Origin of the sequence: Bosea sp. (in: a-proteobacteria), from assembly GCF_023953965.1 — a bacterium.
GTDB lineage: Bacteria > Pseudomonadota > Alphaproteobacteria > Rhizobiales > Beijerinckiaceae > Allobosea.
In genome coordinates this window covers 2,867,268-2,890,312 of the sequence record NZ_JAMLIX010000001.1, presented here as the reverse complement: position 1 = coordinate 2,890,312, position 23,045 = coordinate 2,867,268, and the positions used below count along the sequence as shown (strand labels likewise).

Sequence of the window (23,045 nt, the reverse complement as noted above, 5' to 3'; positions counted from 1 at the left end):
GATGAACGCTGTCGTTCCCCTTCGCACGCCTGATTTCAGCAACGCGCAGCTCGCGCTGATCCGCAAGACAGTGGCCGCGGACACCAACCAGGACGAATTCGAGCTGTTCGTCCATACCGCCCGGCACCTGCGGCTCGATCCGCTCCGCCGGCAGATCTATGCGTTCGTCTACAACAAGAACGACGCGAAGAAGCGCCGGATGTCGATCATCACCGGCATCGACGGCTTCCGCACAATTGCGGAGCGCACCGGCAACTATCGCCCGGATGAGGACGAGCCCACTTTCGAGAACGACGCCACGGCCAAGGGGCAGGCGAACCCGGCCGGCATCATCAAGGCGACCGTGCGCGTCTTCAAGCACTCGCATGGCGCTTGGCACAAGGTCACGGCATCCGCCTATTGGGAGGAATACGCCCCGCTCAAGGAAGGCTGGACCGAAACCGTTCAGGTTCAGAACGGCACTTGGCCTGACGGCAACCCGAAGATGGTCACGAAGCCGGCGTCCGGCGCCGAGCGGACGCTGACGCTCGACACCTCAGGACAGTGGGGAAAGATGCCCCGCGTCATGCTGGCGAAGGTCGCCGAGGCGCTTGCGCTGCGCAAGGCGTGGCCGGACGATTTCAGCAACGTCTATGCCGCCGAGGAGGTGGACCGCAGTCGCACCGCCGAAATGACCGCTTGGGAGGCTGCCGAGGCCGGCTCGACCGAGAAGCGCCTTGAGCAGATCGGGCAGGGTCAGACGATCCTCTTCCAGTTCGACCCGACCGGGCCGCTGGAGCCGGTGCCGATCGGCAAGATCGCTGATCGCGTTGCCGACTTCATCCAGCGCAATCGCGAGGAGGTTTCGGCGATCGGCCTGTTCGAAAGCCGCAACCGGCACAGTCTCCGCGACTTCTGGGCGCGCTCGCCGAGCGACGCCTTGGAGGTGAAGAAGCTCATGGAAGGCGCCATGCGTGGCGCCGATCAGGTGGCGTGATGGCCGAACACCTTGCCTTGAAATGGGGCACGCTCAAGAGCTGGAATCTTGAAAGCGACCAGAGCCTCGCAGCCGCGCAGCGGTACATGGATGGCGGCGTGTCGATGAGCGCGATGGCGCAGCACGATACGGACGACCAGAAGCAAGCGCTTTGCGACCTGATCGATGTCATCGATGGCGAGATCACCAATGACTGGTCTGGCGAGACCATGACCAAGGATCAGGCGAAGCGCTACGTCCTGGAGTACGGCAAGGAAACAGGGGTGCGCTCATGAACGCCGTCATCCCCTTCCGCTGGAACGGCGAGGTGATGGAGCCGCTGCGCTCCTTCGCCAAGCGCTGCGATGCCGAGTTCACGGTCGGCGAGGTCTATAACCTCGAAGCCATCGAGCAGCGCTCGGCAGCGAGCCACCGGCACTTCTTCGCGTCGGTCAACGAGGCTTGGCAGAACCTGCCGGAGAACCTCGTCGAGCAGTTTCCGACGAGCGAGCATCTCCGCAAGTGGTGCCTGATCCGCGCCGGCTATGCCGAGCACCGAAACATCGTCGCCGCCAGCAAGGCCGAAGCCCAGCGCATCGCCGCATTCGTAAAGCCCATGGACAGCTATGCCGTTGTCACCGCCCGCGAGAGCGTCGTCACCGTCTACACGGCCGAAAGCCAGTCCTTGAAGGCGATGGGCAAGCAGCGCTTCCAGGAATCGAAGGACGCGGTCTTGAGCTTGCTCGCCGCGATGATCGGCACGGACCAGGTTGAGATCGGGAGGGCGGCAGCGTGATCCGGCGCCACATCTCCACGACCGAGCGCACCCGCATCTGGAAGCGGTTCAACGGCACCTGTCAGATGTGCTTCCAGCTGACCGGCATTCGGGATGTCGACTTCGACCACCACATCCCGCTCGAAATCGGCGGCGATGATACCGAGGAAAACCTCCGGCCTCTTTGCCGGCCGTGCCACCGGCTGAAGACCAAGGGCGACGTGAAGGACATCGCGCGCGCCAAGCGCCGTGAGGCAGCACATCGCGGGCTCAAGGCTCCGTCGCGCCGCCCCCTGCCCGGCTCCAAGGCCTCTCCGTGGAAACAGAAGCTCTCTGGCGAATGGGTGAGACGATGACGGAAGCGAAGGCTTGGAAGCGGCGATCCACCAGCGGCAGCACGTATGTCGACATCGACCTATCCGACTTCGATAGCGATCAGCTTCTGCAAGCGCTGATCGACGACGACATGATCAGCGAGGCCGAGGCCCTGTCCATCAAGGAGCGCGGCGGGGTCAACATCGCGCCGGACAAAAAGGTGGTGGTAGCCGCTGACGCCGAACTGGTCGACGACGCTTGGAACGAGATCCTGCGCGGGAGGAAAGGTGAGGCTCTGCACCTTATCGAGGCCGCCCTCGGCAGCCGTTGGCTCGGGAGGCTTTCGTGACCGACTACGACCACATCGCCGCCGCGCTTCTCGCGCTCATCGGAATCGGCTGGCTGATCTGGCGCGCGCTCGACCGCCGGATCTACGGGCCGGAGCGCCACGAGATGCTGCCGACTGACTGGGAGAAGCGGTGATGGCCGAACATAACCAGCGCTTCGACACCTTTGAGCAGTGGCTGAACAAGGCCTCGTCTTGGCTGACCCGTCACCCGCGCTACAACAACACCGAGCATGGCGACAAGGTTGGCTGGCGCGGTCATCACTTCACGGCGATGTGCTTCGACGCCAAAGGGCGTCGCGTCCGAAACGGAGGTGATTTTCAGCGAGCCCGCGACGAAGAAGCCTTCCCGGTTCATTGGATGTGGCCGGATCAGCTTTTGGATTTAGCCGTCAAGCACACGCTCCCCGAGGAGCCCCGCCATGACGCTTGACCCTCAAGCCCTGACGGCGGCGGAGAGCCGCATCATCCGCGCGCTGCGAGCTATTGGCCGATGGGCTGGCCCGACCCTCTCCGCTGCGATCGAAGCGGCTCTTGAGGGACCAGCACAGACCGGCTGGCAGGACATCAGCACGGCGCCGAAGAACCGGCCCATCTTCCTATGGGGCTATCTCGAATGCAGCGCCCTGTCTCGCCCGCACGTCGGCTGCGACGACCGATACGAGGCCGTTTGGCATGCTGAATTCGAGGCGTGGCAGGCCGTTGGCTATGGCGGTTGGATTGTCCAGCCCACGCATTGGCATCCCACTCCCGAGCCGCCTGTAGGTTCTGGCCAGAACCTAGCGGATGCCAACTCCAAATCCCCCATACAGGCAAGGGAAGAGTAGATGGGCATCTCCCCTCGCCTGATGACGAAGCAGGAGGCGGCTGCGTACTGCGCCGTCACCCCTTCCCGCTTCTACCAGCTCGTGAAGGCCGGGACGCTGCCGAGCGCAGTACCTGGCACGACCCGATACGACCGCGTGGCGATAGACCGCGCTCTGGACAAGCACGCCGGCCTGACGGCAGAAGCCGAGCTTTCGCCGCTTCAGGAATGGTTGGCCAAGGATGGTAATCGTGCGGCTTAAGGGGCTCGCCAGCTCGACGAAGAAGCTGGCGGACGGCACAACCCGCAAATACTGGTATGCATGGCGCGGCGGCCCCCAGATCAAGGGAGAGCCCGGCTCGCAGGAGTTCATGCAATCGCATGCCGACGCGCTCGCCAAGCGCAAGGCGGAGGTTTCGGCGGGTGACGACCTTCGGGCATTGATCCGCGAGTTCGAGGGCTCGACCGACTATCCGACGAGCGCCAGCTCCATGAAATCGTACAAGACCTATCTGGCGCTGATCGAGGGAAAGTACGGGACGCTGCCGATCAAGGCGTTGAAGGAAGCGGAGATCCGAGGCGAATTCCTGCGCTGGCGGGACACCTTCAAGAAAACCCCGCGCAAGGCGGATTACGTCTGGACGGTGCTCGGCAAGCTGATGAGCTTCGCGGTCAACCGTGGGTACATCAAGACGAACCCATGCGCCCGAGCCGGCCGGCTGGCCGAGTCGGGGACGCGTATCGACATCACATGGGCTGACGACGACCTGGAGCGGTTGTTCTCGGAAGCCCCGTGGGAGGTAGCGCTGGTGTGCTTCGCGGCCCTCTGGACCGGCCAGAGGCAGGGCGATGTACTCTCGTGGAAGCGCAGCAACATCCAGGATGGCGTTCTCCGGTTCCAGCAGGGCAAGCGCCAGAAAGGCAAGCCGCCGAAGAAGATCGCCATGCCCGTCCCCGCCCCGCTGGCGGAAGCGCTCAAGCGGGCGAAGAAGGGCGAAGCGCTATGCCTCAACTCGCGAGGCGAGCCGTGGACTGGGGACGGCTTCAGGGCCTCTCTGGCACGGGTGACGGAGGCGGCTGGAATCGACGGTCTGCGCTTCCACGACATGCGCGGCACGTTCAGCTCTGCCGCTGGCGATGCCGGGGCCTCAGAGCCGGAGATTTCGGCGGTGACCGGCCATGCCCTGCCCGGCCGTAGTGCACTGAGCACGGCCTATCTGAAGCGCTCTCTCGTCATGGCGACGAGCTGCGTCCGGTTGGTCGAGGAGTACAAGGCGGGGACGATCTGGTTCACGGCGTTGACCAAGAACCCCGGCCCCGACGCGAAGAAAAAAAGCAAACCGGCTCTGCAAACCGTTGCAAATCAGAGCGGGAAATGCGATTCTAAAAGCCAGCAGACGCCTAAGAAAAAGCGTTCTGAAACCAGCGACTTAGGTTCCGTGGTGGGTGATGTAGGGCTCGAACCTACGACCCGCTGATTAAGAGTTATCCGGCCTATATTCTTCAACAGATACTTAGCAATCACTGCCGTACGAAATCAGGCAGCCCGCGACATCTATGCGACGGCGCCTTCACAAGCAAGAATTTATCTATCCTGTATCAGACACCACCCCGAGCAGCCCATAAGCCGCCTCGGCATCCTCCCCGAACACGGCGACGAGGCGAGCCGGATCGGCCGGGCCGCCGATCGTGATCAGCATCTGGGCGCGGGCCGCCGCCGCCATATCCGCGCCCCACTCGGGCTCGGCAAGCGCGGATTGCGCGGCAGCCGCGAAGCCCTCCGAGACCAGCCCCGAGGCCACCGCGTAGCGATTGCCGCCAGCGTCCCGCCAACGGGCCGCGCCGTAGGTTTCTCCGTCCGCCGCGCTGTAGCCGAGCACGCGGGCGAGCTCATTTGCATCCGCAACAAGGGCCTCCGGACAGGCGATGGTCACGCGGATCATGGAAACCTCCCCTGCCACCAGGCCGTGAGCGCCACCTCGTCCCCGGCCGTAAGCGAGCCCTGCGCATAAAGCACGTCGCAGATGCGCGTCGCCCGCAGCACATTCTCGGCCGCCGAGATCGCGATGCCGCGCTCGACGGTGACCGCGCCGAGGTTATCGATCCATGCGCGGCTGTAGGTGCCGGCGGGCAGCGTGACGTTGAGCGTGTCGTTGCCGTCGTCGTAGAGGTGGTATCGCCCACTCGCCAGCGTCAGCGTCGGCCGGGAGAGCGCGGTCGCCTGGAGCGCGTGGCGACCGGCGATCTGGCGGACGCTGACGGCGTGGACCGTGATGTCGACCGGCGTCGCGCTCTGTCCGTAAAAGCCGAAGCCTAAACCCGAGCCGGCCTCGTGATTGACCAGCCGGGCGACGTATTCGACCGGCGAACCCGTCAGCGTGGGCGTATAAAGCGTAGTGGTGTTGCCCGCCCCGGAGATGCCGATCAGCCGGCAGGGACCGGACCCGCTGAGGGTCACGCGGATTTCGATCGCGGTGCCGGCCGGCCATATGAGGCCGGTGTCGACCCGATAGATGTTCCGGTCGATCGCGTTCTCGAAATGCAGGGTCGAGGCGGTTCGCGCCGCGTTGCCCGAGACATTGATGAAATCCCATGCCGGCGCGGTCAGGCTCGCGGGCGCCGTATTGGCGCCGAGCGCGGCGCCCTGCGACATGTCGAGGACGAGACCGACCGTCAGCCCGTCGACGGCGGCGACCGTGCCGGCATGGGTCTGGAACATCCGGCCCCGCGCGGGATCGAACCCGCCGGCCCAGAAGCCGGGGACGCCGCCGGAAAACAGCGCCGCGGGCGACCAGGCCGGGCCGAGAACGGCGACCTGCGGTATCGACAGGCCGAGACCGAGCATCACCCGACGAGCCCGACGATGCCGGTCGCCGTGGTCGCGGCGCGCACCTGTCGGCAACACAGCGGATGGTAGCCCCGGCTGACCGCGAAGGTGACGATTTCGCCGTCGGCGTTGTCCTCCAGGACCACGACGAGATTGCCGTCGCCGCCGACATAGAGCGCCGTCGTATACTCGTCCAGCTCCGCATCCGCAGGCGTGATGGCGAAGGCGCGGCGCGCCGGATTGCCCAGGCCCGCTTGAGAGGACGTCTTCGGCCGCTTGGCCGGGTTCACGGGCATGGTCAGCTCCTCCTGAAAAGCTTGGCGATGAGATCGGAGCGCTCGGCGATCCAGATCGCCGCCGCGACGAAGGGCGCACCCCACAGGACAAGGCGGCGCATGATCCGGGTGAAAACCATGCCCTGCCGAATGAAGGCGGTGTCCTTTCGCATCGCCGCATGGTCGAGCCGCAGGCGATCGACCGAAAGCTTGACGCCCTCGATCGCGCTGGCGCGCTCGGCCCCGAGCCGCAGCAACGCGTCGAGCTTCCCGAGGACATCGGCCATCTTGTCGTCCATCGCGTCGAGCCGTTCCTCGGCGACCGCCAGGCGCTCGCCATGGCCCTGCGGCTGGCTCGCTCGCCGCGCCATCTCAGCGCTCCCAGCAGCCGGCGGCGACGCCGCGCTCGAAATGGATGTCGATGCGCCGCGTCTCGGCAGGTGTCGCGCCGCGCACATCCGCGAGGCTGTCGACGATGACACCGCAGGGCTGCGCGATCGCGACGCTGTCGCGGGCGCAGCCGGAAAGGCCGAGCGCGAAGACAAGGATCAGGGCTCGCATCGGCCGGCGCTCCTGTTCCATGTCCCGGCGCAGGCGAGGACCGAGCGCGTTGCCGCGTCCGCCTGCCGGCCGGCCTTCGCGGCTTCCGCCTCGATCGCGGCCTTGATCTCGAGGCGTGCCATCCGTCGCGCGTCCTCGACGGCCGCCAGATGCCAGAGGACGCCGCCGGCGATCGCCGCCACAGCGAGCCAGAACGCGACCGGGAGATCGCCGAAGACGGCGGCGATGCCCGCCTTGAGGATGCTCATACCGGCGCCCTCCCGCGCAGGATCGCGAGCCGCCCGGTCGCGGCGAGCCAGAGACCGACGCCACCGGCGATCAGGATCAGGGCGAAGGCGGCGAGCGCCCAGGGGCTCTGGATCGCGGCGACGAGCGAGGCGCCGGCCGCCGCGCCGGTCGAGACCGCGACCGCGCCGGCGGAGCCCGAGCGCGTCACCGGCACGTCGTCGGGCTCCGCCGCCACCGGATCGACATCGGCCGGCTGCGGCGTCAGCTCGCTGCCGGCGGCGAGCGCATCCTTGAACGCCTTGTAGTAGGAAGCGATCAGGTTTGCCTTGTCGCCCCCGCCATTGATGATGGCGCGCGCTCCGACCGGATCGCCGGGCAGGGGGCCGAAATAGCGATCGAGCGTTTCCGGCCAGCCATCCTTCGACTTGCGGAAGATGCCGCGGACCATGCCGCACAGCAGGATCTCGGCCGCGATCTTCGGTTCCATCGCACGGCCGGGGTTGGCGACGAGGTCGACGCCGACCATGTCGCCGGCCTTGCGGTAGTTCTCCTCATGCGTGAGCTGGACGAAGCCGCGCCCGAAATAGCCCGTCCGCCAGTACGGCGCTCTGACCGCCTTGAGCGCGCCATGCCCCGGCTTGGCCCATTCGGCGTCGAGCCGGGCGATAGACTGCGCATCGGTTTTCCCATGCGCCTCCCGGATCGGCTGCATGGTCCCGGCCGTCTCATGCAGCGTCGTCGCCAGCGCATAGGCGAGCCAGCGCGGATCGGTGATGCGCAGCCGGTCCCAGGCGTCGAGGATCGCCGTCATGCCGGAAACCTGCGCGCTCGAAAGCTTGCCGCCGAAGGGCGCGCGGCGGGCATAGGCGAAGAAGGTGGTGCGGTTCAGCATGGGCGACCTCTACAGGCTGGCGCAATGCCGCCAGAAGGCGGCGCGGGCCTCAGTGGACCAGGGCGGATCGGCGAGCCCGGCGAAGGCATCGGCCAGCGGATGGCCGAAGGCGAAGCGCGTCGCGCCGCGCAGCAGCATGCGGGCCGGGAACCGCCCCACCTCCGGGAGCTGCTCGACCAAAGCGAGGATCGCTGCCGGCAGCGTCCCGGCCGCCACCCATTCCTCCGCTTCCACCTCCGAGATCAGGCCGAGCCCGGCGAGGCCCTGGGCGAACTGGCGGTCGGAAATCTCCGCGACCGGACCGGCCAGAAAGGCCGCAAGCCCGGCATCGTCGGCCGCGAGCCATTCCTCGGCCAGGCCCGGCTGGAGCTGGCGATAGGCGCCGACGATCGCGCCGTCCCTGCGCTCGACGAACATCAGGGGGTCCTCCGGTCGATCCAGCCGAGAGTCGAGATCCGCAGCAGGTCGGACGCGCCCGAGACCGAGATGCGGCTGCGGACCTGGCGGCCGGTGTCGGTCCGCACGAGCAGCGTGCTGTAGAAGGAGACGACGGTGGGGGACGTCACGCCGCAATTGAAGACGGTGCTCGACGGCACCGTGTCGGCCTGGTCGAGCGAGGAGATCAGGCCGAACCAGTTGTTCGACCCGTTACTGCCGCCGGCGATCATCATGGCGATGGTCCTGATGCCCGCCGGCACGCTCAGTGTGCGGTTGACGGCCGCGGTGCCGGGGTTGGTCGCCGCGACGTCGAGCACCGGTACCGTCCGCCAGAACCAGTCGCCATCCTGCAGGAAGGCGGCGATCGTGCCGCTCTCGCGCAGGATCGAGCCGAGGCGCCGAAAGGCGTCGTAGCTCGGCGGCAGGTCCGGCGCGGTCGGCGAGAGCGAGAACAGGGCATCGACCACGCCGGTGTCGGAGCGGCGGATGAGATGGACGTGATAAGTCCCGTCCGCCGCCGAGCCGGTGTCGAGCCCGCCATTGCCATGGCCGGCGAACCAATTGGCGTCCAGCCGCTTGGTGAGGGCTGAAGCCAGGACGAGGTTCACGCCATCGCCCGCGTCGCGCGCGGTGCCGGCGCCGATGTCGATGTCGTTCACCGCATCCACCGCGTTGTTCGACAGGATGAGCCCCGCGATGTAGCCGCGCGGCAGGCGCTGCACGATGGCGTCGATCGCGTCGTCGACGGCCACAAACGCCGCATCCACCTCCGCCTTCGTCGGGATGGCGATGCCGCCGGGGGTCGCGCCGTCCTGCAGATGCAGGCGCAGCGTCGTGGTGTCGACGACCGGCTCGCCGAGCGGGCCGGTATAGCCGGCGACCTCAGCCGAGGAGCCCCGCGCGAGCCGGCGTGGAATGCGTGCCATCAGAGGGTTCCCCAGTCTTCTTCGGAGGTGACGTCTTCGGAGAGCAGTCCGAAATCGTGGATGATGCCGCCGACGGACGCGGCCCAGGCCTCGGCCTCCGTCGCGAACTGATGCGAGACGACGGACCAGTGCAGCGCCGAGCGCTCGCCTTCCGCGACCGGGACCTCGTAGGGCGACGTTGCATAGGCGCGGGCTGTCGCCGCCGAGGCGGCGGCCGAGGCGACCTCGGCGTCGAAGGCGCCGAAGGCGTCGCCGACGATATCGGTGTCGCGCCGCAGCTCCTGCAGGGTCGCGGCCTGCATGTCGAGCTCGCGCTCCAGCGCGGCGGTGACGATCGCGCCGCCGCGCGTCACGTCGGTGATGCGCCCGTGGACGCGCCTTCCCTGCACCAGCACGCGCGTGCCCGCCGCAAGCCCCGCCGCGAAGGCGACGGTCACGAAGCCCGCACGCGGCGACGAAAGATCGGCGCTCCACGCGACCGGCGGCACCTGCCACGGCACGTCGTCGGACGGCCTGGTGCGCACGTCGATGTCGAGCGGGTCGAAGGCGAGCCAGGGCGTCGGCCCGAACACGGCCTGGGCCGGCAGCGCCGTGTAGACGCTCTGGCGCGTCGAGCGCGGCAGGGAATTGGCTGTGGACATGGCGGCCCTCGATCGAGAGAGCCGCACCATGACGCCCGCGCGCGGGCGTCAACGGCTAGCGGGCGACCTGAACCCTGAGGGGCGACAGCAAACCGCTATGAACTTCAACCGGGTCTAGCACCGTCACCGCAGCCTTGCCGATCACTTCGACAGGCAACGCACCGACGACATCCACATGGACCTTTTCGACCACACGCACCGTCTGCGCATGATCAAGGGCTCCGCCAACGATCTTTACATGGACGGGAGAGTGCTGGTCGGACTGGACGGTCATAAAGCCTGTATGAAATCCGCTCGTCTTAACCGTCGGCCCCTCTAACAAAAAATACGCAACCATGCCGCATGTCAGCATGTTAGCGATCGCGCTCAGCACCACCAAGACTTTCATGGCCCGCCCCGCATCCAGTTGTCGCCATGGCCGACGCTACGCGACCCGACGAACCTACAACAAGCCCCTGTTTGACAAATCGGTGCCGCTGATTCAGTTTCGCAGCGGAGCTCGTAACTCCTAGATGAGAGTGGATGCCGCCCAACTAGCGGCTTTTTTCGTGCGCAGAATCGCGCATGAATGCCCCTGCGGCGGGGGTGCGGTGGAATAAGGCTCGCGAGAGCACGAAGAAGCCCGCCTGACTCTCATCAGGTTACGAGCCCCCGCCACCCGCGCGTCTCGTAAGCGCGCGCGTTGCGGCCACGCCGATGAGAGGGCAACCGCATGTCGAACATCACCCCCTTCGTATTTGAGGACCAGCTTATCCGCGTCGTCGAAATCGACGGCGAGCCATGGTTTGTCGCGAAAGATATTTGCGCGGCACTCGGGCTCGCGAAGCATGACACCGCGCTTGAACGTCTGGACGATGACGAAAAGGGGTCCCACAGTATGGGGACCCTTGGCGGCCAGCAGACGGTTTCGATTGTTTCCGAGGCAGGCGCCTACCGCCTGACATTCACCTCCCGCAAGCCCGAGGCCGAGCGCTTCAAGCGCTGGCTCGCCCATGAGGTCATCCCCGCCATCCGCAGGACCGGGCGCTACGAGGTGCCCGGCGCCCCGCCGCCGGCGGCGGAGGGCGCGCTCGCGATCGGCGGCGAGCCATTGGCCGTCGCCTCCTACAAGCTCGCCCTGGTGCGCGAGGCCCGCCATCTCTATGGCTACGCGCGCGCCCGCGCGCTGTGGGAGAAGCTGCGGCTCGAGAGCGTGCCGGGCGGGCCGGCGAGCGCCGACGAGGAGGCGCGCGCCTGCCTCGCGCATCTGCTCTCCGGCAAGGTGCGCGGCGGCGCCAACCTGATGCTGTCGGAGATCGAGGAAGCGCTCGACGGCGACATCGAGGCGCGGCTGTCGCTGCTCTCCTGCGGCATCGACGCCGTGCCCGAGATCGACGGCTTCACCGTCGCCAGCGGCGCGCCGCACCTGATGCAGATCTTCGCCGACACGCAATGGCGCGACCGGATCTATGTGCGCGTGCTGAAACGGCTGCCGGGAGCGCGGGCGACGGGGCCGCAGAAATTCGGCGAGCCGATGACGCGCCGCGGCGTCTTCATCCCGGCCGATAATCTCGACCTGGGCGCGGCGGCGCGGCGGCAGGTCGCCTAGCGCGAGAAGATCGCCGTGAAATCCGGCGCGCGGTCCGGGCGGGTTTCGCCCGGCCGCCACCACGAGCCCTGCTGCAGCTCGCGCTCCAGGCGCCTTTCACGCTCGCGCATGCTGCGATGGGCGTTCGGATCGACCTGATACTGCAACTGGTCGATGACCACGCGGTTGAACGCCGCGCGCGTGTACCAGAGATTGGCGATCGGCGTGTAGCGGCCGAGGAACCGCACCGCCTCCTTCGAGCGGTTGTATTTCTCGTCCCCGTCGATGAAAGGCCGGACGCCGGCCACGGCGAGGGCATCACCGGCGAGCTGGCCGACCGGGCCGAAAGCCGCGAGCTTGTTGTCGCGCACGGTGCGGCTGACATCGGCGAGCAGGTAATCGCCGAAGAAGCCTAGACCGCCGCCCTTCAGCATCGCCTCGCCCCAGAACCGCTTCGACAGCATGTCGCGCGGGTCCTTGCCGTCGCGCAGCTGCGCGAGCTGCAGCGCCACGCCGCCGAGCAGCGAGGTCCCGATCAGCGCCATGCCGGCATAGGCCGCGCCGCGGGCGCTCCCGACGCCGCCCTCGACCGCGAGCCCGCGCAGCGTGGTGGCGAGAAAGGAGAGCGGGAACGACAGATACATCGCCATCGACAGCCGCGCCTCGCCGATGAAGGTGCCGGCCACCGCATCACCCTTCAGCGCGGCGCGCGTGCGGGCCGAGCCGGACGGCACGGCCTCCTCCAGATAGGCGTGCATCGCCTCGGAATAGCGCATGGCGATGTCGAAAGCGCGCGGATCGTGATGATCGGCGATGTCGACCGGCCGCAGCAGGCCGGCCGCGTCGGGCTCCGGCCGGTGCGCCGTGACCTTGCCGATGACATCCCATTCGGCCTCGCCGATGCCGAAGCCGGCGAGGAAGCGGCGATAGGGCATGTCGAGCTTGCCCCACGCCATGGCCTGCCGGTCGGCGGCCACCGACATGAAGTCGAAGGCCTCGGCCCGCCGGCCGAGTTCCGTCCATGGCGTCAGCCCGCTCCAGTTCAGCACCCGGTCCGGCAGCCAGCGGCTCCATTCCGGGCCGGCGAGCGTGCCGGCATAGCGGGCGTTGAGGCCGAGATGGTGCATCGCGTCCTCGACCAGCAGCCCCGCCCGCAGCACCTCGCGCCGCCCTTCGCCGGCCAGCACCCTGACGCGGTCGCCGATCAGCCGCGTCACCGGCAGGCCAGCGAAGAGGCGCGCCTTGGCGGCGACGGCCGGATCGGACAGCGCCGTCAGCGCCGCGCTCGACAGCTGGATGCCGGTCAGGGTGTTGCGCACCGCCGCCATCGTCGAGGCCGCCCAGTAGTTCTCCGGCCGGGCGCCGCCTCGCACCTCGCGCCAGAGATTATCGATCAGCGATTGCCCCTGCGTCTGCCGGCCCTGCGCCCGCTCCGCCAGCTTCGCCATGGCGCCGCCCGGATTGAACAGCGTCTCCTCGCCGGCCGCCGCCTTGCCCGCTTCCGAGCGCACGACCTGCTTCAGCCATTCGACCGTGGCGGAGGGGTTCGGGCCCAGCACCTGCAAGGAGGCGATGTCGCGCGCCAGCCCGCCGAGATTGTCCATCAGCGTGGCGAAGATGTCGCGGGAACCGAAGGCGTTCTGATATTCGCGCCAGCCGGCCGCGTCCTTGAAGATCAGGAAGCGCTGCTCCCCGCGCTGATTGGCGAGCGCGCCCTTGCCGAACATCTGCATCGTCGGCTCGCGGTCGCTCCAGCCATCGGTGATCAGGCGCTTGAAGGCGATCTCCAGCACCTCCGCCAGCCGCTCGTCCTTGAAGGGCTCCTGGGTGAAGGGATCGATCATCCGTTCGCGGTCGAGGCGCGGCGTGATGAACGAGCGCCAGGCGTCGAGGCCCGCCCGCGACAGGGCGCGCGTGTCGTGCTTCTGCGGCAGGTAGTTCTCGATCTGCGGCATCTGCCCGCCGCCGGCATTGAACATCCCGACGAACTCGTCGTTGACCTGCCGATAGGCCTGCCAGAAGCGCCGCGCGGCCTCGTCGCCGGTGCCGGTGCCGTACGCCTCGTCGATGATGTGGTCGAGCCGCATCCGGTTGCCGCGCCGGCCGCCCAGCCAGCTCCGGCGCTGGTCGTGCAGCAATTCCTCGAGGCGCGCATGCGCATAGGCCGTGATCGCCTTGGCGCGCCCCTGGACCGAGGCATAGCCGGCGAGCCGGTTCTGCTCGTTGGAGAGGACCGACAAAGCCGCCTCGAGCACGTCCGGCCGCTTGTCCGGCCCACGAAACGCCGCGATGTCGGAGCGGATACGATCCGTCGCGGCCTCCTGCAATTCGGAGAGGCGCCGCTTGCGGGCGGCCTGCGCCTCCAGATCGGCGGCGAGATCATCCTTCGCCGCGAGATCGGCGCCGCGCGGATCGCCGGCGCGGGCGCGCTTGAAGCGCTCGTAGCGGCGGATGAGATCGTCGGCCTCGTCGGCGGCGATGGCGCCCTGGTCGCGGGCGGAGATGATGCAATCGCGAAATGCCATGGGTCAGACCTTGCAGGCGGCGACGATATCGTTGAGGAAGCGCTCGCGACTGCCCGCCAGCTCGAATGAGCCGGGCGCGACGAGGCCGCCGCGGCCCGCCCCGTCCTCGCCGGGGGTGAGGTGCAGCGGGTCGTTGCCCACAGGCCTGTCGGTCACGGCGGCGGCGTTCTCACGCGGCGGCGGCACGGCGCGCGGCTCGAATTCCGGCACGCCAGCAATCCGGGCGGCGACGCGCCGGGCGCTCCCGGCCGCGATCGCATCGCCGATGATCTCGCGGGCCTCGGCGACGTTGCGCGGGGGATGCGCCTCCAGCTCGGCCATCAGCGCCGCCTGCCGCTCCGGCTCGACCGCCGCCCGCTGGACGAGCGCGCCATAGCGCGGGTCGACGGCGCCGCTTTCGATCGCGGCGAAAGCCTCGTCGCCGAGCAGCGCGACCTGCCCGGCCTCGCGCACGGCCGGCGACGGCGACGACAGCGCGCTTTCGATCAGCTCAGGGTCGCGCCGCAGCACGCCCAGGGCGCCGAGCGCATCGAGGTCGTCGCGCTCCAGTACGGCGAGCGCCGCATCGTCCGTGACCCCGGCGCGTACCGGGAACACCGGCTCGGCGGGCATGATGTCGCCGCTCTCGGCCCGGGCCACGGCCTCGGCCATCGCGCTGCGATGGGCCGGCGGGGCCACATCCGGCGGCGGCGGCGTCAACATGTCGTCGGCGGCCTCGGCCCGCCCGGCAGCGCGAACCTCGGCGACCGCGTCCGCATCGGCGCCGATCGCCCGCAGCGCCGCCTCGGCCTCGGCCGGCGTGGCCGTCCCGTCCATCACTTTCCCGATGGCGGCGCGGTCGGCGGCGCGCAGCGCCTTGAAGACCTCGCGGCCGCCTTCGATCACACCGCCCGCACCGGCGCCGAAGGCGGCCGCCAGCGCGATGTTCCTGGCGGCCTCGCCCCAGCCGCTTTCCAGCCCGGCTTCGCCGCGCCACGACTGCACAGCGGGCTGGGCCAGGGCCATGACGCCGGCATTGATGACGGCTTCGCGGCCCGCGACCTGCGCAATGCGGACCGCCACCCGCGCGCCGGTGCCGGCGCCGCCGCCGACGAAAAGCGAGGCGACCTGCAACGGATCGCGCGCCATGGCGCCGACGCCGCCGGCGATGCTGCCGAGCACGCCCGCCAGACCATCGGCCTCGGCGAGCGCGCGCTTGTAGGCGGCATCGGCCTCCTGCGTGACGGCCCGCGCCTGGGCGAGCGGGTCCATGACGAGATCGCCCACCCGGTCGGGATAGGACTGCGCCAGCTCCTGCAGCTTGTCCATGAAGAGACGGCGGCGGACATCGGGCACGCCATTGCTCTGGGCGTTGCGCCCCTGCGCCATGGCCTCGCGCACCTCGTCGCGGAACAAGCGCGCCGCCTCGGCGCCGTAGCCGTCCCGCTCGGGGTTTTCGAGCAGGACGCCGGTGACTTCCTTCGCCTTGTCGATGATCCGGTCGTAACCGGCTTCGAGCGCGAGCGCGCGGGCATTGCTGTTCTCGCCATAGCTCATCGCCCGATAGGCCGCGCCGGTGACGCGGGACAAGGCGTCGGCATTCCCGCCGATGGTCCGGAACGGCGAGATGTCGCCGGGGTCGCCGGCCGGCATCACCTCCGCCAGCGCGTCGCTCAACCCGCCATATTGCGCGGGATCGGCAAAGGTCGTGCGCCGGTAATAGGTGCCGTCCGTCCGCGAATCCCCGAAGAAGGGCAGCATCAGGGACCCCCGAGAAAGGCGCCGGGAACCTTTTCGCGCAGCGCGCCGCGCACGAGGTGCCACGGCAGCACGAAGATGCCGCCAGCGGCGTCTCGGATCCATTGCGGATCGTCGCGGCTGTCGGGATCCTTCAGCGCGAAGCGATAGCCGCCCTCGACCGCCTCCGGCAGCGCCGTCCGCAGATGCGCGGCGTTGAAGCCCGGGGCGAGCTTCACAGGCAGCGTTTCGAGCAGCTTGTTGTCGATCGCCTTGAAGATGTCGCGCAGCCGGTCCTGCCGGACATCGGTCGGCGCGATCACCGGGCGCTTCGCGGCAAACCAGCCGTCGTCGCGCGCGACATAGCCGACGCCGCCATAGATCTTGCCGTTGATCTCCTGCTCGCCGAGCACCTCGCGCACCGCCTGCTTGTAGATGCGATCCGCCAGCGGCCCCTTGTTGGTCGATTGCCCGCGCAGCTTCGTCGTCGCCAGCGTCTCGGCCGCCTTCTGGACGCGACCGGCATCCATGGCCCGATCCTGCATGGTCGTTCCGACCACCGATTCGAAGGCGGTCCGGAAGCTGACCTGGTCGACGCCGAGCGGCTTGGCGACGCCTTCCCCGCTCTTGGCGGCCTCGATGATCTGCCGCCCGGCGATGATCTCGCGCGCCGCCTGCTTCGATCCGCCGCCGGCGAGCAGCAGGCCGGCATGGGCGAGATCGGGCGCGATGCCGCCGATGTCGCGCAGAACGCGCGGCGCCGCCGGCCCGGCGGCGCTGACTATCGCCTGCACCGTCGCCACGGCCGTCTCGCCGCCCATGCCGATCTTGCGGGTGATGTCGCGCGCCTCCTCCTCTTCAAGCACTTTCCGGTCGGGGTTGAGGTGCGCGGGCAAGGCGTCGGCCGATGCGACCCGTTCGCGCAAGCTCTGCTCCAGCGCCAAGGGCTGGTCGAGCCGCAGCGGCGGCAGGGCCGCCAAGCCGAGCGCGCGCGCGTTGGAGATCGGATTCTCGGCGATACGCTTGCGCATGCCGGCCGCGCGTTCCTGCAACCAGAGCATGTCTTCCGAGGCGGTGCGGCTGGGCTCAGCCCCCGCCACCGCGCGCAACTGACGGCCCACCACATCGAGCATTTCCGGGCCTTCGGCGTTGGCCATCGTCAGCCAGCGCTTCCGCCGGTCGAAACGGTCGAGGCGCGACTGCCCGTCCGGCAGCGCCGCCGTCGCCTCCCGGAAAGCCGCCACCTCCGCCGCCGGCGGCGTCTGCCCACGCTCAAGCCGGGCCAGGAGATCTTTCGCTATGCCGTCACTGGCGTTAAGCGCCCGCACGCCGTCCGTGCGGATTGTATTGATCCGCTTGCGGAACGCGGCGTCGATATCGACCATCAGATCGGCGTCGCGCCCGACCGGGCCGAGATCGCCGGCCGCCGCCTTCCTCCGGAAATCCTCATGGGCCGCCGCCGCCTCGGCCTCCGTCGGGAGATTGGCGATCTTCGCCCCCCAGCGGGCGCCCTCGACCGCGCGCTCGCGCTGCGCCTTGTTCTTCGCCGCCTGCTCGGCCGTGATCGCGCCGCTTTCGAACAGGCGCTTGTCCCGCCGCTCAGCCTCGTCCAGCTCGCGCCGGGCATTCGCCAGCGCCTGGGGGCTGTCCGGCGCCGCCTGCACCTGCGCCACGGCGATGCCGGTACTGGCTCGGTTGCCTTCCCATGCGGCCGCGCGCGCCTGATCCTGCACCCGGGTTTCAAGCGCGTCGAGCGCCTTCACCTGAAACGGCAGGCGCAGCCGCTCGAAGGAGGCGGAGACCTGCCCCCGGATCTCGGGAAAGGCGTCGTTGTCGAGGATGTCTTTCTTGAGGGCATCGAAGGCGCCGGTCAGAGCGGCCGGGTCGCCCTTGTTCGTCTGATAGGCATCGAGCATGCGCTGGCGCAGCTTCGCATCGAGCGAGTCGAGATAGGTGGAGGTCGCGGCCTCGTCGAAGGCGCGGCCCTTGATCGAGGCGGAGCCCGTGGGCCGAAACGCAGGATCATTTCCAGCAATGGCGCCTTCACGCTTGCCTTCGGCAGCAGCCGCCCGATCCGCCATATGCCCGAACACGCCGGCAAGGTCCGATCCGACCCGGAACAGCGCCTCGCCTTCCTGCCCGGCACCGCGCTGAACGTCCGGCAGCCCGTCCGGCAGGGCGCCCTTGGGGTTGAAGGGCGAGATGGCGCCGACCGCACGGCCGAGACGGTTGGGCATCGGATCACCCCTTCTTCGTCGAGGGCGCGAAATCGTAACGGTTCGCGAGCGAGGCCGCGCCCTTGAGGCCGAGCCCGACGGCGTTGATCGTGGCCGCCTTCTTCGCCGAGCGGGCCGAGCGGACGAATTCGTTCTCACGCTCCTGCAGCCGGGCGATGCGCATGTCCTCGGTGCTCTGGTCGATGACGAGCGCGGATTCCGCGTCGCGCTCCGCCTCCTTGCGGGCGACAGCCGGCGTGCCGAACGACAGGTCGACGCCGGAGGCGGCGGCGGCGACGTCGCGCTCGCCGAGCGTGGCGAGCAGCGAGCGGCGCAGGCTGTCGCGCCGTTCCGTGCCGCGGATGCGCTCGATATCCTGCTCGGTGCGGGCATCGGCCGCCTGGGCGTAGAGGGAGCGCGCCTGCTCGCTGCCGGCCTGGCGCGCGCCCATCATGCCCGCGACCGTCGCGGTGCCCGACAGGATGGTGGCCAGAACGGACCCCGCGCCGATGAGGGTGCCCCCGGCGCCGCCGGCCGTGCCGCCGATGCCGAGGGCGGAACCGACGGCGCCGGCCGCCGAGCTGATCCCGCCTGCGATCGTCGAAAGGGCCGCTGCCGCGAATTCCATGTCAAACCCTCGCTTCGATGGTGAGGCTGCGGACGCGCAGCCGGCCCGGGCGGATTTGCGTGATCGCGACCGCGCCGTCCTCGCTCCAGCCCATCAGGCCCGTCGCCTCGACGGCACGCTCGACCGGCTCGATCGGCCGGTCGGAGATGTCGCCGCCGCGCAGCAGCGCGATATCGCGCGCCGGGCGGCCGTTCGCGCCGATCGCGATCGAGGTCGTGCCGATGAGCGCGGCGCGCACCGTGTGGACGCGCACCGGCCGCTGCAGCACCGTGCGCTCGCCGACGAGGCGCGGCACCGGCAGGGTCTTGACGAGCGGCGCGGTCCAGCGGCCGACGATGACGGTGAAGGCGGCGTCGGGCAGGTCGATCGCCCCGCCGGCGACGGTGAACGGCCCGCCCGCGTAGCCATCGGCGAGGACGAAGACTTCAACGCCCTCGAAATCGTCGAGCCCTTCGATCCGGTCGCGCTTTTCCTCGAAGCTGAAGACGCGCTCCTGATGCATCACCGCATCGTCCGTCAGCCGCTCGCGGATCAGCATGCGGCGCTTGCCGACCTGCCGCTCGACCAGGAGATAGGCGACGTTCGCGCCGTCGACGCAGACGTCGCGCACCTGCCCGGCCGTGACGAAGCGGCAGAACGCCGTCACCTCCTGATTGCGGATCATCACGCCGACCAGCAGCAGGCCGTCGTCGCGGACCGCGAAATAGCGCGCGGCATCGGTCGATTGCGAGGCCCGCTGTAGATCCGCGCGGACGACGCCGCGCACCAGATGCGAGGCGAGCAGCGAGACCGGCTCGCTCTCATAGCTCTGCGAGACGTCGGAATAGGTCGCCGCATAGACGATCGAGCGGGCGCGCCCGACATAGAGCACGCCGCCCTCGCTCTCGACCGGGCGGATGCCGGCGGCGATGCCGTTGCGCGACGCCTGCACGATGTTCGGGGGCGTGCCGCGCGCGATCGCGCGGTCGGTCACGAAATACTCCGCCTCGTCGCTGAAGAAGAGCAGGTGCTTGAAGCGGGCCAGGAACTCGATGCGCTCGGCGCCGGCCGTGTCGAGCCGGAAAAACAGGCCGCCCGCCGCATTCTCGACCGCGCTGTCGAGATCGAAATACTCGCCAGTGACGGAGCCGCAGACGGCGCCGACCTGCGAGCGGAAGCCGGCGAGGTAGAGCCGGTCCTGAAAGAAGCCGCCGGCATTCGGCCAGCCGCGCTGATTGGACATGATCGCCTCACCGCCCGGGTCGCCGCTGGCGGTGTAATTGGCCACGGCGGCGGCGGTCGAAACGTTGTTGATGACTGGCGTCAGGGCGAAGCGCTGGCCGGCATTGGCGCCGCCGAACACAATGGTGAGGGTGTGACGTGTCGCGTCGACAGCATTCGGAGTCACGGTCAGACCCGTACCGACGGACGGCAGCGCCTCGAGCGATGCCTTCAGGGCCGTGGCGAAGCCGCCCCAGTCCGGCCCTGAATTGAGCGGCACGCCGGCCGCATCCTCGCCGTTGACATTGCAATCCAGCACGAGACCGGCCGGATTGCCGGAATAGGTGATGGTGATCACCCAGATATCGTTGACGACGTTGCCGTAGTTGCCGCCGTAGTCGACGAGTGGCGCATTGACGAACGGGACCGGATCGCCCGCCCAATCCGTATCGCCGCCGCGGCGCATGATCCGGTACGGCCGCAGGTCCGGGTGGAACAGCAGCATCGTATCGAGGCGCTGCTCGCAGTTCAGCGTCGGCAGCATGTCGGCGGTGACGGGCACCGAGACCGCGGCGACGAAGTCGTCGCCTTTCCAGATGTCGGCATGGCCGGGCGTCAGCACGACCGTGAAGGACTGCTCGACCGAAAAGGAATGCGACAGCAGCCGCCAGGCGGCAGGCATGACCTCCGCCTCGCGATACATGAACCGCGACCCGAGCGTGAAGGTCACCGAACCCGGCGGAGTGGCGAACAGACGAAGCCGCGCCCGGTCCGCCCGCACACCATGGCCCGGCGGCACGGCGATGCGGCGGGTGCGCGACGTCGTGCCGGCGCTGAACGGCGCGCCGAACGGCAGCCACGGCCCGCCGCCGAGCGCAGTCTCGATCCGCAGCAGCCCATCGATAGCCCGCGTCGCCGACAGCCCGCCTATGTCGACCGCCTCCAGAAACGCATCGTCGAAGACCCAGCTCTGCAGGGTCGCCGCAGCGACATGCGGTCCGAGCGAGCCGCCGGTGTCCGACAAAGCCAGCGCAGCCAGCGTTCCACGGACACGGCCGGCCTGGCGCGTGCCCGGGAAGCCGGCGAAACCGCCCTGCGGCACCGGCTCGGCGTTCACCATCAGCGCCGCGCCGGAATAGAACTGCTTGATGTCGAAGCGCCCCCACACGGACGGCGAGAGCTCGCCCGAATTGAAGCTCGCCTGATATTGTCCGGGACGCGCCACCATGGCTCAGAAGCCCCAGCCGCCATAGCGGGCATCGGTGAGCGGATTGCTTTCGTCCATGTCGTCGCTCGGCGGCGAGGAGGCGATCTCGTTGGCGATGGCCCTTCCGAGGAGCCCGCCGACGCCGCCCTCGCGTGGGTCGCCATAGGCTTCCTGCCGCAGCTTTTCGGCCAGCGTGACGTCATGCGTCACCGGCACGCAGAACGCCGAGGCCAGACCGATGATGATCGCGCGCCGGAATTCGGGCGGCCAGTATGTCGGCGCCACCATGACGGTGCAGCGGGCGAACAGCCGGTCGGCGTCGCAATGCACCTCGCCGGCCTCGATCGAGAAATTGCGCAGATGGTTGCGCGGCTGGCGCGGATCGGTGAGGTAATGTTCCGGCAGGCCGAGCGCGCCACCCGGCAGCTCATAGGCATGGCGCCAGCCCGAGACGGGCGCGGCCGAGAGGCGCGACAGCGGCAGCGTGCGGCTGGCGAAGCGCCAGCGCAGCCGGCCGAGCGCGGCCTCGACATCGGTCAGATAGATGAGCTGCGCCGCCCTGGCGAAATCGTCATCGTCGTCGAGCGCCATCACCGGCGGAGCGCCGATCCGGGCGAGCGCGCGGTTGACGATATCGACATCTTCGAGAATGGCGTCGGGCGTGGAGGTCATGGCGCGGCCCCTGCAAACGGGAAGGGGCAAGCGGCAAATTTGCCGCTTGCCGGATTGGTTCAAGCGGCCAATTGGCCGCTTGGGGATCAGCCCGCCGAGGTGGCCTGGATCGCGATCGTCACGTTTCCGGTCGCGGGCACGGCGGTGAAGACGTATTGCTTCGTCACCGGCGTGCCGCTGTTGACCATGGTCGCGAGCAGGATGTCGCCCTTGCGCAGGACGGCGCGGGCATTGTTGAAGTAACCTCCCGCCTCGACCGTGGCAGCGGCATCGTCGGTGCCATAGACCAGCAGGCCGACCTGCTGCGCCTGGGACGCACCGCCAGTCGAGCCGACCGGGACCTGCTGGGCAACCCGGGACAGCGAACGCTTGTTCAGGGACATCTGATGTCCTCCATGATGAGATTTCAGGAACGGAGGCAGGCGCGCCGGAGCGCGCGCGCCAGATCAGAGGCCGGCAGTCAGGGCCGTATTGGTCGAGACCCGGAGCCGCTTCACGCCCTTGACCAGAAGAACCCTGGCGGCCGCCGACATGGTGTTGCCGGCGAAGTACGCTTTCTTGGTCGGGACATAGTCGATGCGCGTCGCCGCGCTGATCAGACCCTTCTCGTCGGTCGGCGTGGCGAAGCCGACGCAGTCCTTCGCCCACATGTAGCCGTCGGCCTGGTTCGCGGACGGAACCGCGAACATCTTCTTGGGCATCGGCAGGAAGGTCATGTTCAGATAGCGGCGCGCGCCGATCTTCTTGAGCAACGGCGTATCCGTCACGTAGTCGGCGGAAGACCAACCCTTGCGCAGCAGCAGCGCGCCCAACTGACGGACAGGCAGGGCGACAAAATACTGCATCTCCATGCTGTCGCCCTCGTCGCCGATATTGGTATTGGCTTCGAGAATGTCCGGCAGATCGATATTGGCCGTGCCGGAGCCGATCGTCTCGATGTTGCCGCCTTCATCGTCCATCGCGCCGAGGATGATGCGGTCGAACTTGCGGCCCAACGCCATGCCGCAGGTCTGCTGCGCGACCTGCTGTTCGTTTTCGGACATCTTCTCGACGTCGGTCGTCTTGATCCATTCGTTGGCCTCGTAATCCACCATCGTTGCCTTGACGGTGTCGCGGCCGGCATTGAGGGTCGGGCGGTCCTCGATCGCGTCCGACATTTCGGTGGCCTCGCCGTCGCCGGCGATCTTCCACGTCACCTCGTTGCCTTTCTGGCTGGTGGCGGCGCGAGTGGTGCCCTGCAGCACATAGCCCTTCGCCTGAAGGACGTGGATGGCGCCGTTGATGTACTTCTGCTCGAACCAAGCAGGTGCGCGAGAGGTCATGTTCCGTG

30 protein-coding genes are annotated in these 23,045 nt (G+C 68.6%); 11 read left to right on the top strand and 19 right to left on the bottom strand.

Going from position 1 to position 23,045, the window contains the following annotated elements; translation table 11 throughout:
* The first annotated feature begins 1 nt into the window (after position 1).
* From bet to M9917_RS13500, 10 genes are read left to right on the top strand one after another with little or no spacing between them, the layout of a single operon-like run.
* On the top strand, positions 2-976 hold the full coding sequence (gene bet, locus M9917_RS13545) for a phage recombination protein Bet (RefSeq protein ID WP_297254394.1): 975 nt from the start codon (positions 2-4) through the stop codon (positions 974-976).
* On the top strand, positions 976-1,251 hold the full coding sequence (locus M9917_RS13540; protein ID WP_297254393.1) for a hypothetical protein: 276 nt from the start codon (positions 976-978) through the stop codon (positions 1,249-1,251). Before bet ends, M9917_RS13540 begins: the two co-directional genes overlap by 1 nt.
* Positions 1,248-1,751, top strand: coding sequence for a hypothetical protein (locus M9917_RS13535; RefSeq protein ID WP_297254392.1), 504 nt, complete (start codon positions 1,248-1,250; stop codon positions 1,749-1,751). The genes M9917_RS13540 and M9917_RS13535 overlap by 4 nt, the downstream gene beginning before the upstream one ends.
* Positions 1,748-2,086, top strand: coding sequence for an HNH endonuclease (locus M9917_RS13530; protein ID WP_297254391.1), 339 nt, complete (start codon positions 1,748-1,750; stop codon positions 2,084-2,086). The genes M9917_RS13535 and M9917_RS13530 overlap by 4 nt, the downstream gene beginning before the upstream one ends.
* A complete protein-coding gene (locus tag M9917_RS13525) occupies positions 2,071-2,394 on the top strand; it encodes a hypothetical protein (RefSeq protein ID WP_297254390.1) in 324 nt (107 codons plus the stop codon). Before M9917_RS13530 ends, M9917_RS13525 begins: the two co-directional genes overlap by 16 nt.
* Positions 2,391-2,528 (top strand): hypothetical protein, encoded by a 138-nt coding sequence (locus tag M9917_RS13520; protein ID WP_297254389.1) that lies wholly within the window; start codon positions 2,391-2,393, stop codon positions 2,526-2,528. Before M9917_RS13525 ends, M9917_RS13520 begins: the two co-directional genes overlap by 4 nt.
* Entirely contained in the window at positions 2,528-2,824 is a 297-nt protein-coding gene (locus M9917_RS13515) for a hypothetical protein (protein ID WP_297254388.1), read from the top strand. The genes M9917_RS13520 and M9917_RS13515 overlap by 1 nt, the downstream gene beginning before the upstream one ends.
* Positions 2,814-3,218, top strand: a complete 405-nt coding sequence (locus M9917_RS13510) for a hypothetical protein (protein WP_297254387.1) — start codon at positions 2,814-2,816, stop codon at positions 3,216-3,218. Before M9917_RS13515 ends, M9917_RS13510 begins: the two co-directional genes overlap by 11 nt.
* Positions 3,219-3,458 carry a helix-turn-helix transcriptional regulator gene (locus M9917_RS13505; protein WP_297254386.1) on the top strand — a complete coding sequence of 80 codons (240 nt, stop codon included), beginning with the start codon at positions 3,219-3,221 and terminating at the stop codon, positions 3,456-3,458.
* Positions 3,448-4,674: a tyrosine-type recombinase/integrase gene (locus tag M9917_RS13500; RefSeq protein ID WP_297254385.1), complete on the top strand. Its 1,227-nt coding sequence runs from the start codon at positions 3,448-3,450 to the stop codon at positions 4,672-4,674. The genes M9917_RS13505 and M9917_RS13500 overlap by 11 nt, the downstream gene beginning before the upstream one ends.
* 111 nt (positions 4,675-4,785) lie before the next feature.
* On the opposite strand, the gene M9917_RS13495 is transcribed toward M9917_RS13500, so the two are convergent.
* From M9917_RS13495 to M9917_RS13445, 11 genes are read right to left on the bottom strand one after another with little or no spacing between them, the layout of a single operon-like run.
* Positions 4,786-5,139 carry a hypothetical protein gene (locus M9917_RS13495; protein ID WP_297254384.1) on the bottom strand — a complete coding sequence of 118 codons (354 nt, stop codon included), beginning with the start codon at positions 5,137-5,139 and terminating at the stop codon, positions 4,786-4,788.
* On the bottom strand, positions 5,136-6,044 hold the full coding sequence (locus tag M9917_RS13490) for a hypothetical protein (protein ID WP_297254383.1): 909 nt from the start codon (positions 6,042-6,044) through the stop codon (positions 5,136-5,138). Before M9917_RS13490 ends, M9917_RS13495 begins: the two co-directional genes overlap by 4 nt.
* Positions 6,041-6,319: a spike base protein, RCAP_Rcc01079 family gene (locus M9917_RS13485; RefSeq protein ID WP_297254382.1), complete on the bottom strand. Its 279-nt coding sequence runs from the start codon at positions 6,317-6,319 to the stop codon at positions 6,041-6,043. Before M9917_RS13485 ends, M9917_RS13490 begins: the two co-directional genes overlap by 4 nt.
* A 2-nt stretch (positions 6,320-6,321) precedes the next feature.
* Positions 6,322-6,669, bottom strand: a complete 348-nt coding sequence (locus tag M9917_RS13480) for a hypothetical protein (protein WP_297254381.1) — start codon at positions 6,667-6,669, stop codon at positions 6,322-6,324.
* A gap of 1 nt (position 6,670) precedes the next feature.
* Positions 6,671-6,859, bottom strand: a complete 189-nt coding sequence (locus M9917_RS13475; RefSeq protein WP_297254380.1) for a hypothetical protein — start codon at positions 6,857-6,859, stop codon at positions 6,671-6,673.
* Entirely contained in the window at positions 6,847-7,107 is a 261-nt protein-coding gene (locus M9917_RS13470) for a hypothetical protein (RefSeq protein ID WP_297254379.1), read from the bottom strand. Before M9917_RS13470 ends, M9917_RS13475 begins: the two co-directional genes overlap by 13 nt.
* On the bottom strand, positions 7,104-7,979 hold the full coding sequence (locus M9917_RS13465) for a glycoside hydrolase family 19 protein (protein WP_297254378.1): 876 nt from the start codon (positions 7,977-7,979) through the stop codon (positions 7,104-7,106). The genes M9917_RS13470 and M9917_RS13465 overlap by 4 nt, the downstream gene beginning before the upstream one ends.
* Positions 7,980-7,988: 9 nt before the next feature.
* Positions 7,989-8,396, bottom strand: a complete 408-nt coding sequence (locus tag M9917_RS13460) for a hypothetical protein (RefSeq protein ID WP_297254377.1) — start codon at positions 8,394-8,396, stop codon at positions 7,989-7,991.
* Entirely contained in the window at positions 8,396-9,343 is a 948-nt protein-coding gene (locus M9917_RS13455) for a hyaluronate lyase N-terminal domain-containing protein (RefSeq protein WP_297254376.1), read from the bottom strand. Before M9917_RS13455 ends, M9917_RS13460 begins: the two co-directional genes overlap by 1 nt.
* Entirely contained in the window at positions 9,343-9,984 is a 642-nt protein-coding gene (locus M9917_RS13450) for a hypothetical protein (protein WP_297254375.1), read from the bottom strand. Before M9917_RS13450 ends, M9917_RS13455 begins: the two co-directional genes overlap by 1 nt.
* A 55-nt stretch (positions 9,985-10,039) precedes the next feature.
* Complete coding sequence (locus tag M9917_RS13445; protein ID WP_297254374.1) at positions 10,040-10,372, bottom strand: hypothetical protein; 333 nt, start codon at positions 10,370-10,372, stop codon at positions 10,040-10,042.
* 324 nt (positions 10,373-10,696) lie between these two features.
* Here M9917_RS13445 and M9917_RS13440 point away from each other — a divergent pair, with 324 nt between their 5' ends.
* Complete coding sequence (locus M9917_RS13440) at positions 10,697-11,572, top strand: BRO-N domain-containing protein (protein WP_297254373.1); 876 nt, start codon at positions 10,697-10,699, stop codon at positions 11,570-11,572.
* Here M9917_RS13440 and M9917_RS13435 read toward each other — a convergent pair.
* From M9917_RS13435 to M9917_RS13400, 8 genes are all read right to left on the bottom strand, one after another.
* Positions 11,569-14,076, bottom strand: coding sequence for a hypothetical protein (locus tag M9917_RS13435; RefSeq protein WP_297254372.1), 2,508 nt, complete (start codon positions 14,074-14,076; stop codon positions 11,569-11,571). The genes M9917_RS13440 and M9917_RS13435 overlap by 4 nt on opposite strands.
* Positions 14,077-14,079: 3 nt before the next feature.
* On the bottom strand, positions 14,080-15,816 hold the full coding sequence (locus M9917_RS13430; RefSeq protein WP_297254371.1) for a hypothetical protein: 1,737 nt from the start codon (positions 15,814-15,816) through the stop codon (positions 14,080-14,082).
* Positions 15,816-18,029: a hypothetical protein gene (locus tag M9917_RS13425; RefSeq protein WP_297254370.1), complete on the bottom strand. Its 2,214-nt coding sequence runs from the start codon at positions 18,027-18,029 to the stop codon at positions 15,816-15,818. The genes M9917_RS13430 and M9917_RS13425 overlap by 1 nt, the downstream gene beginning before the upstream one ends.
* Before the next feature lie 4 nt (positions 18,030-18,033).
* Positions 18,034-18,636, bottom strand: a complete 603-nt coding sequence (locus M9917_RS13420; RefSeq protein WP_297254369.1) for a hypothetical protein — start codon at positions 18,634-18,636, stop codon at positions 18,034-18,036.
* Position 18,637: 1 nt separating this feature from the next.
* Positions 18,638-21,064, bottom strand: a complete 2,427-nt coding sequence (locus M9917_RS13415) for a phage tail protein (RefSeq protein WP_297254368.1) — start codon at positions 21,062-21,064, stop codon at positions 18,638-18,640.
* A gap of 3 nt (positions 21,065-21,067) precedes the next feature.
* Positions 21,068-21,715: a phage connector family protein gene (locus M9917_RS13410; protein ID WP_297254367.1), complete on the bottom strand. Its 648-nt coding sequence runs from the start codon at positions 21,713-21,715 to the stop codon at positions 21,068-21,070.
* Positions 21,716-21,801: 86 nt separating this feature from the next.
* Positions 21,802-22,098: a hypothetical protein gene (locus M9917_RS13405; RefSeq protein WP_297254366.1), complete on the bottom strand. Its 297-nt coding sequence runs from the start codon at positions 22,096-22,098 to the stop codon at positions 21,802-21,804.
* A gap of 63 nt (positions 22,099-22,161) precedes the next feature.
* On the bottom strand, positions 22,162-23,037 hold the full coding sequence (locus M9917_RS13400; RefSeq protein ID WP_297254365.1) for a phage capsid protein: 876 nt from the start codon (positions 23,035-23,037) through the stop codon (positions 22,162-22,164).
* Between the last annotated feature and the right edge of the window lie 8 nt (positions 23,038-23,045).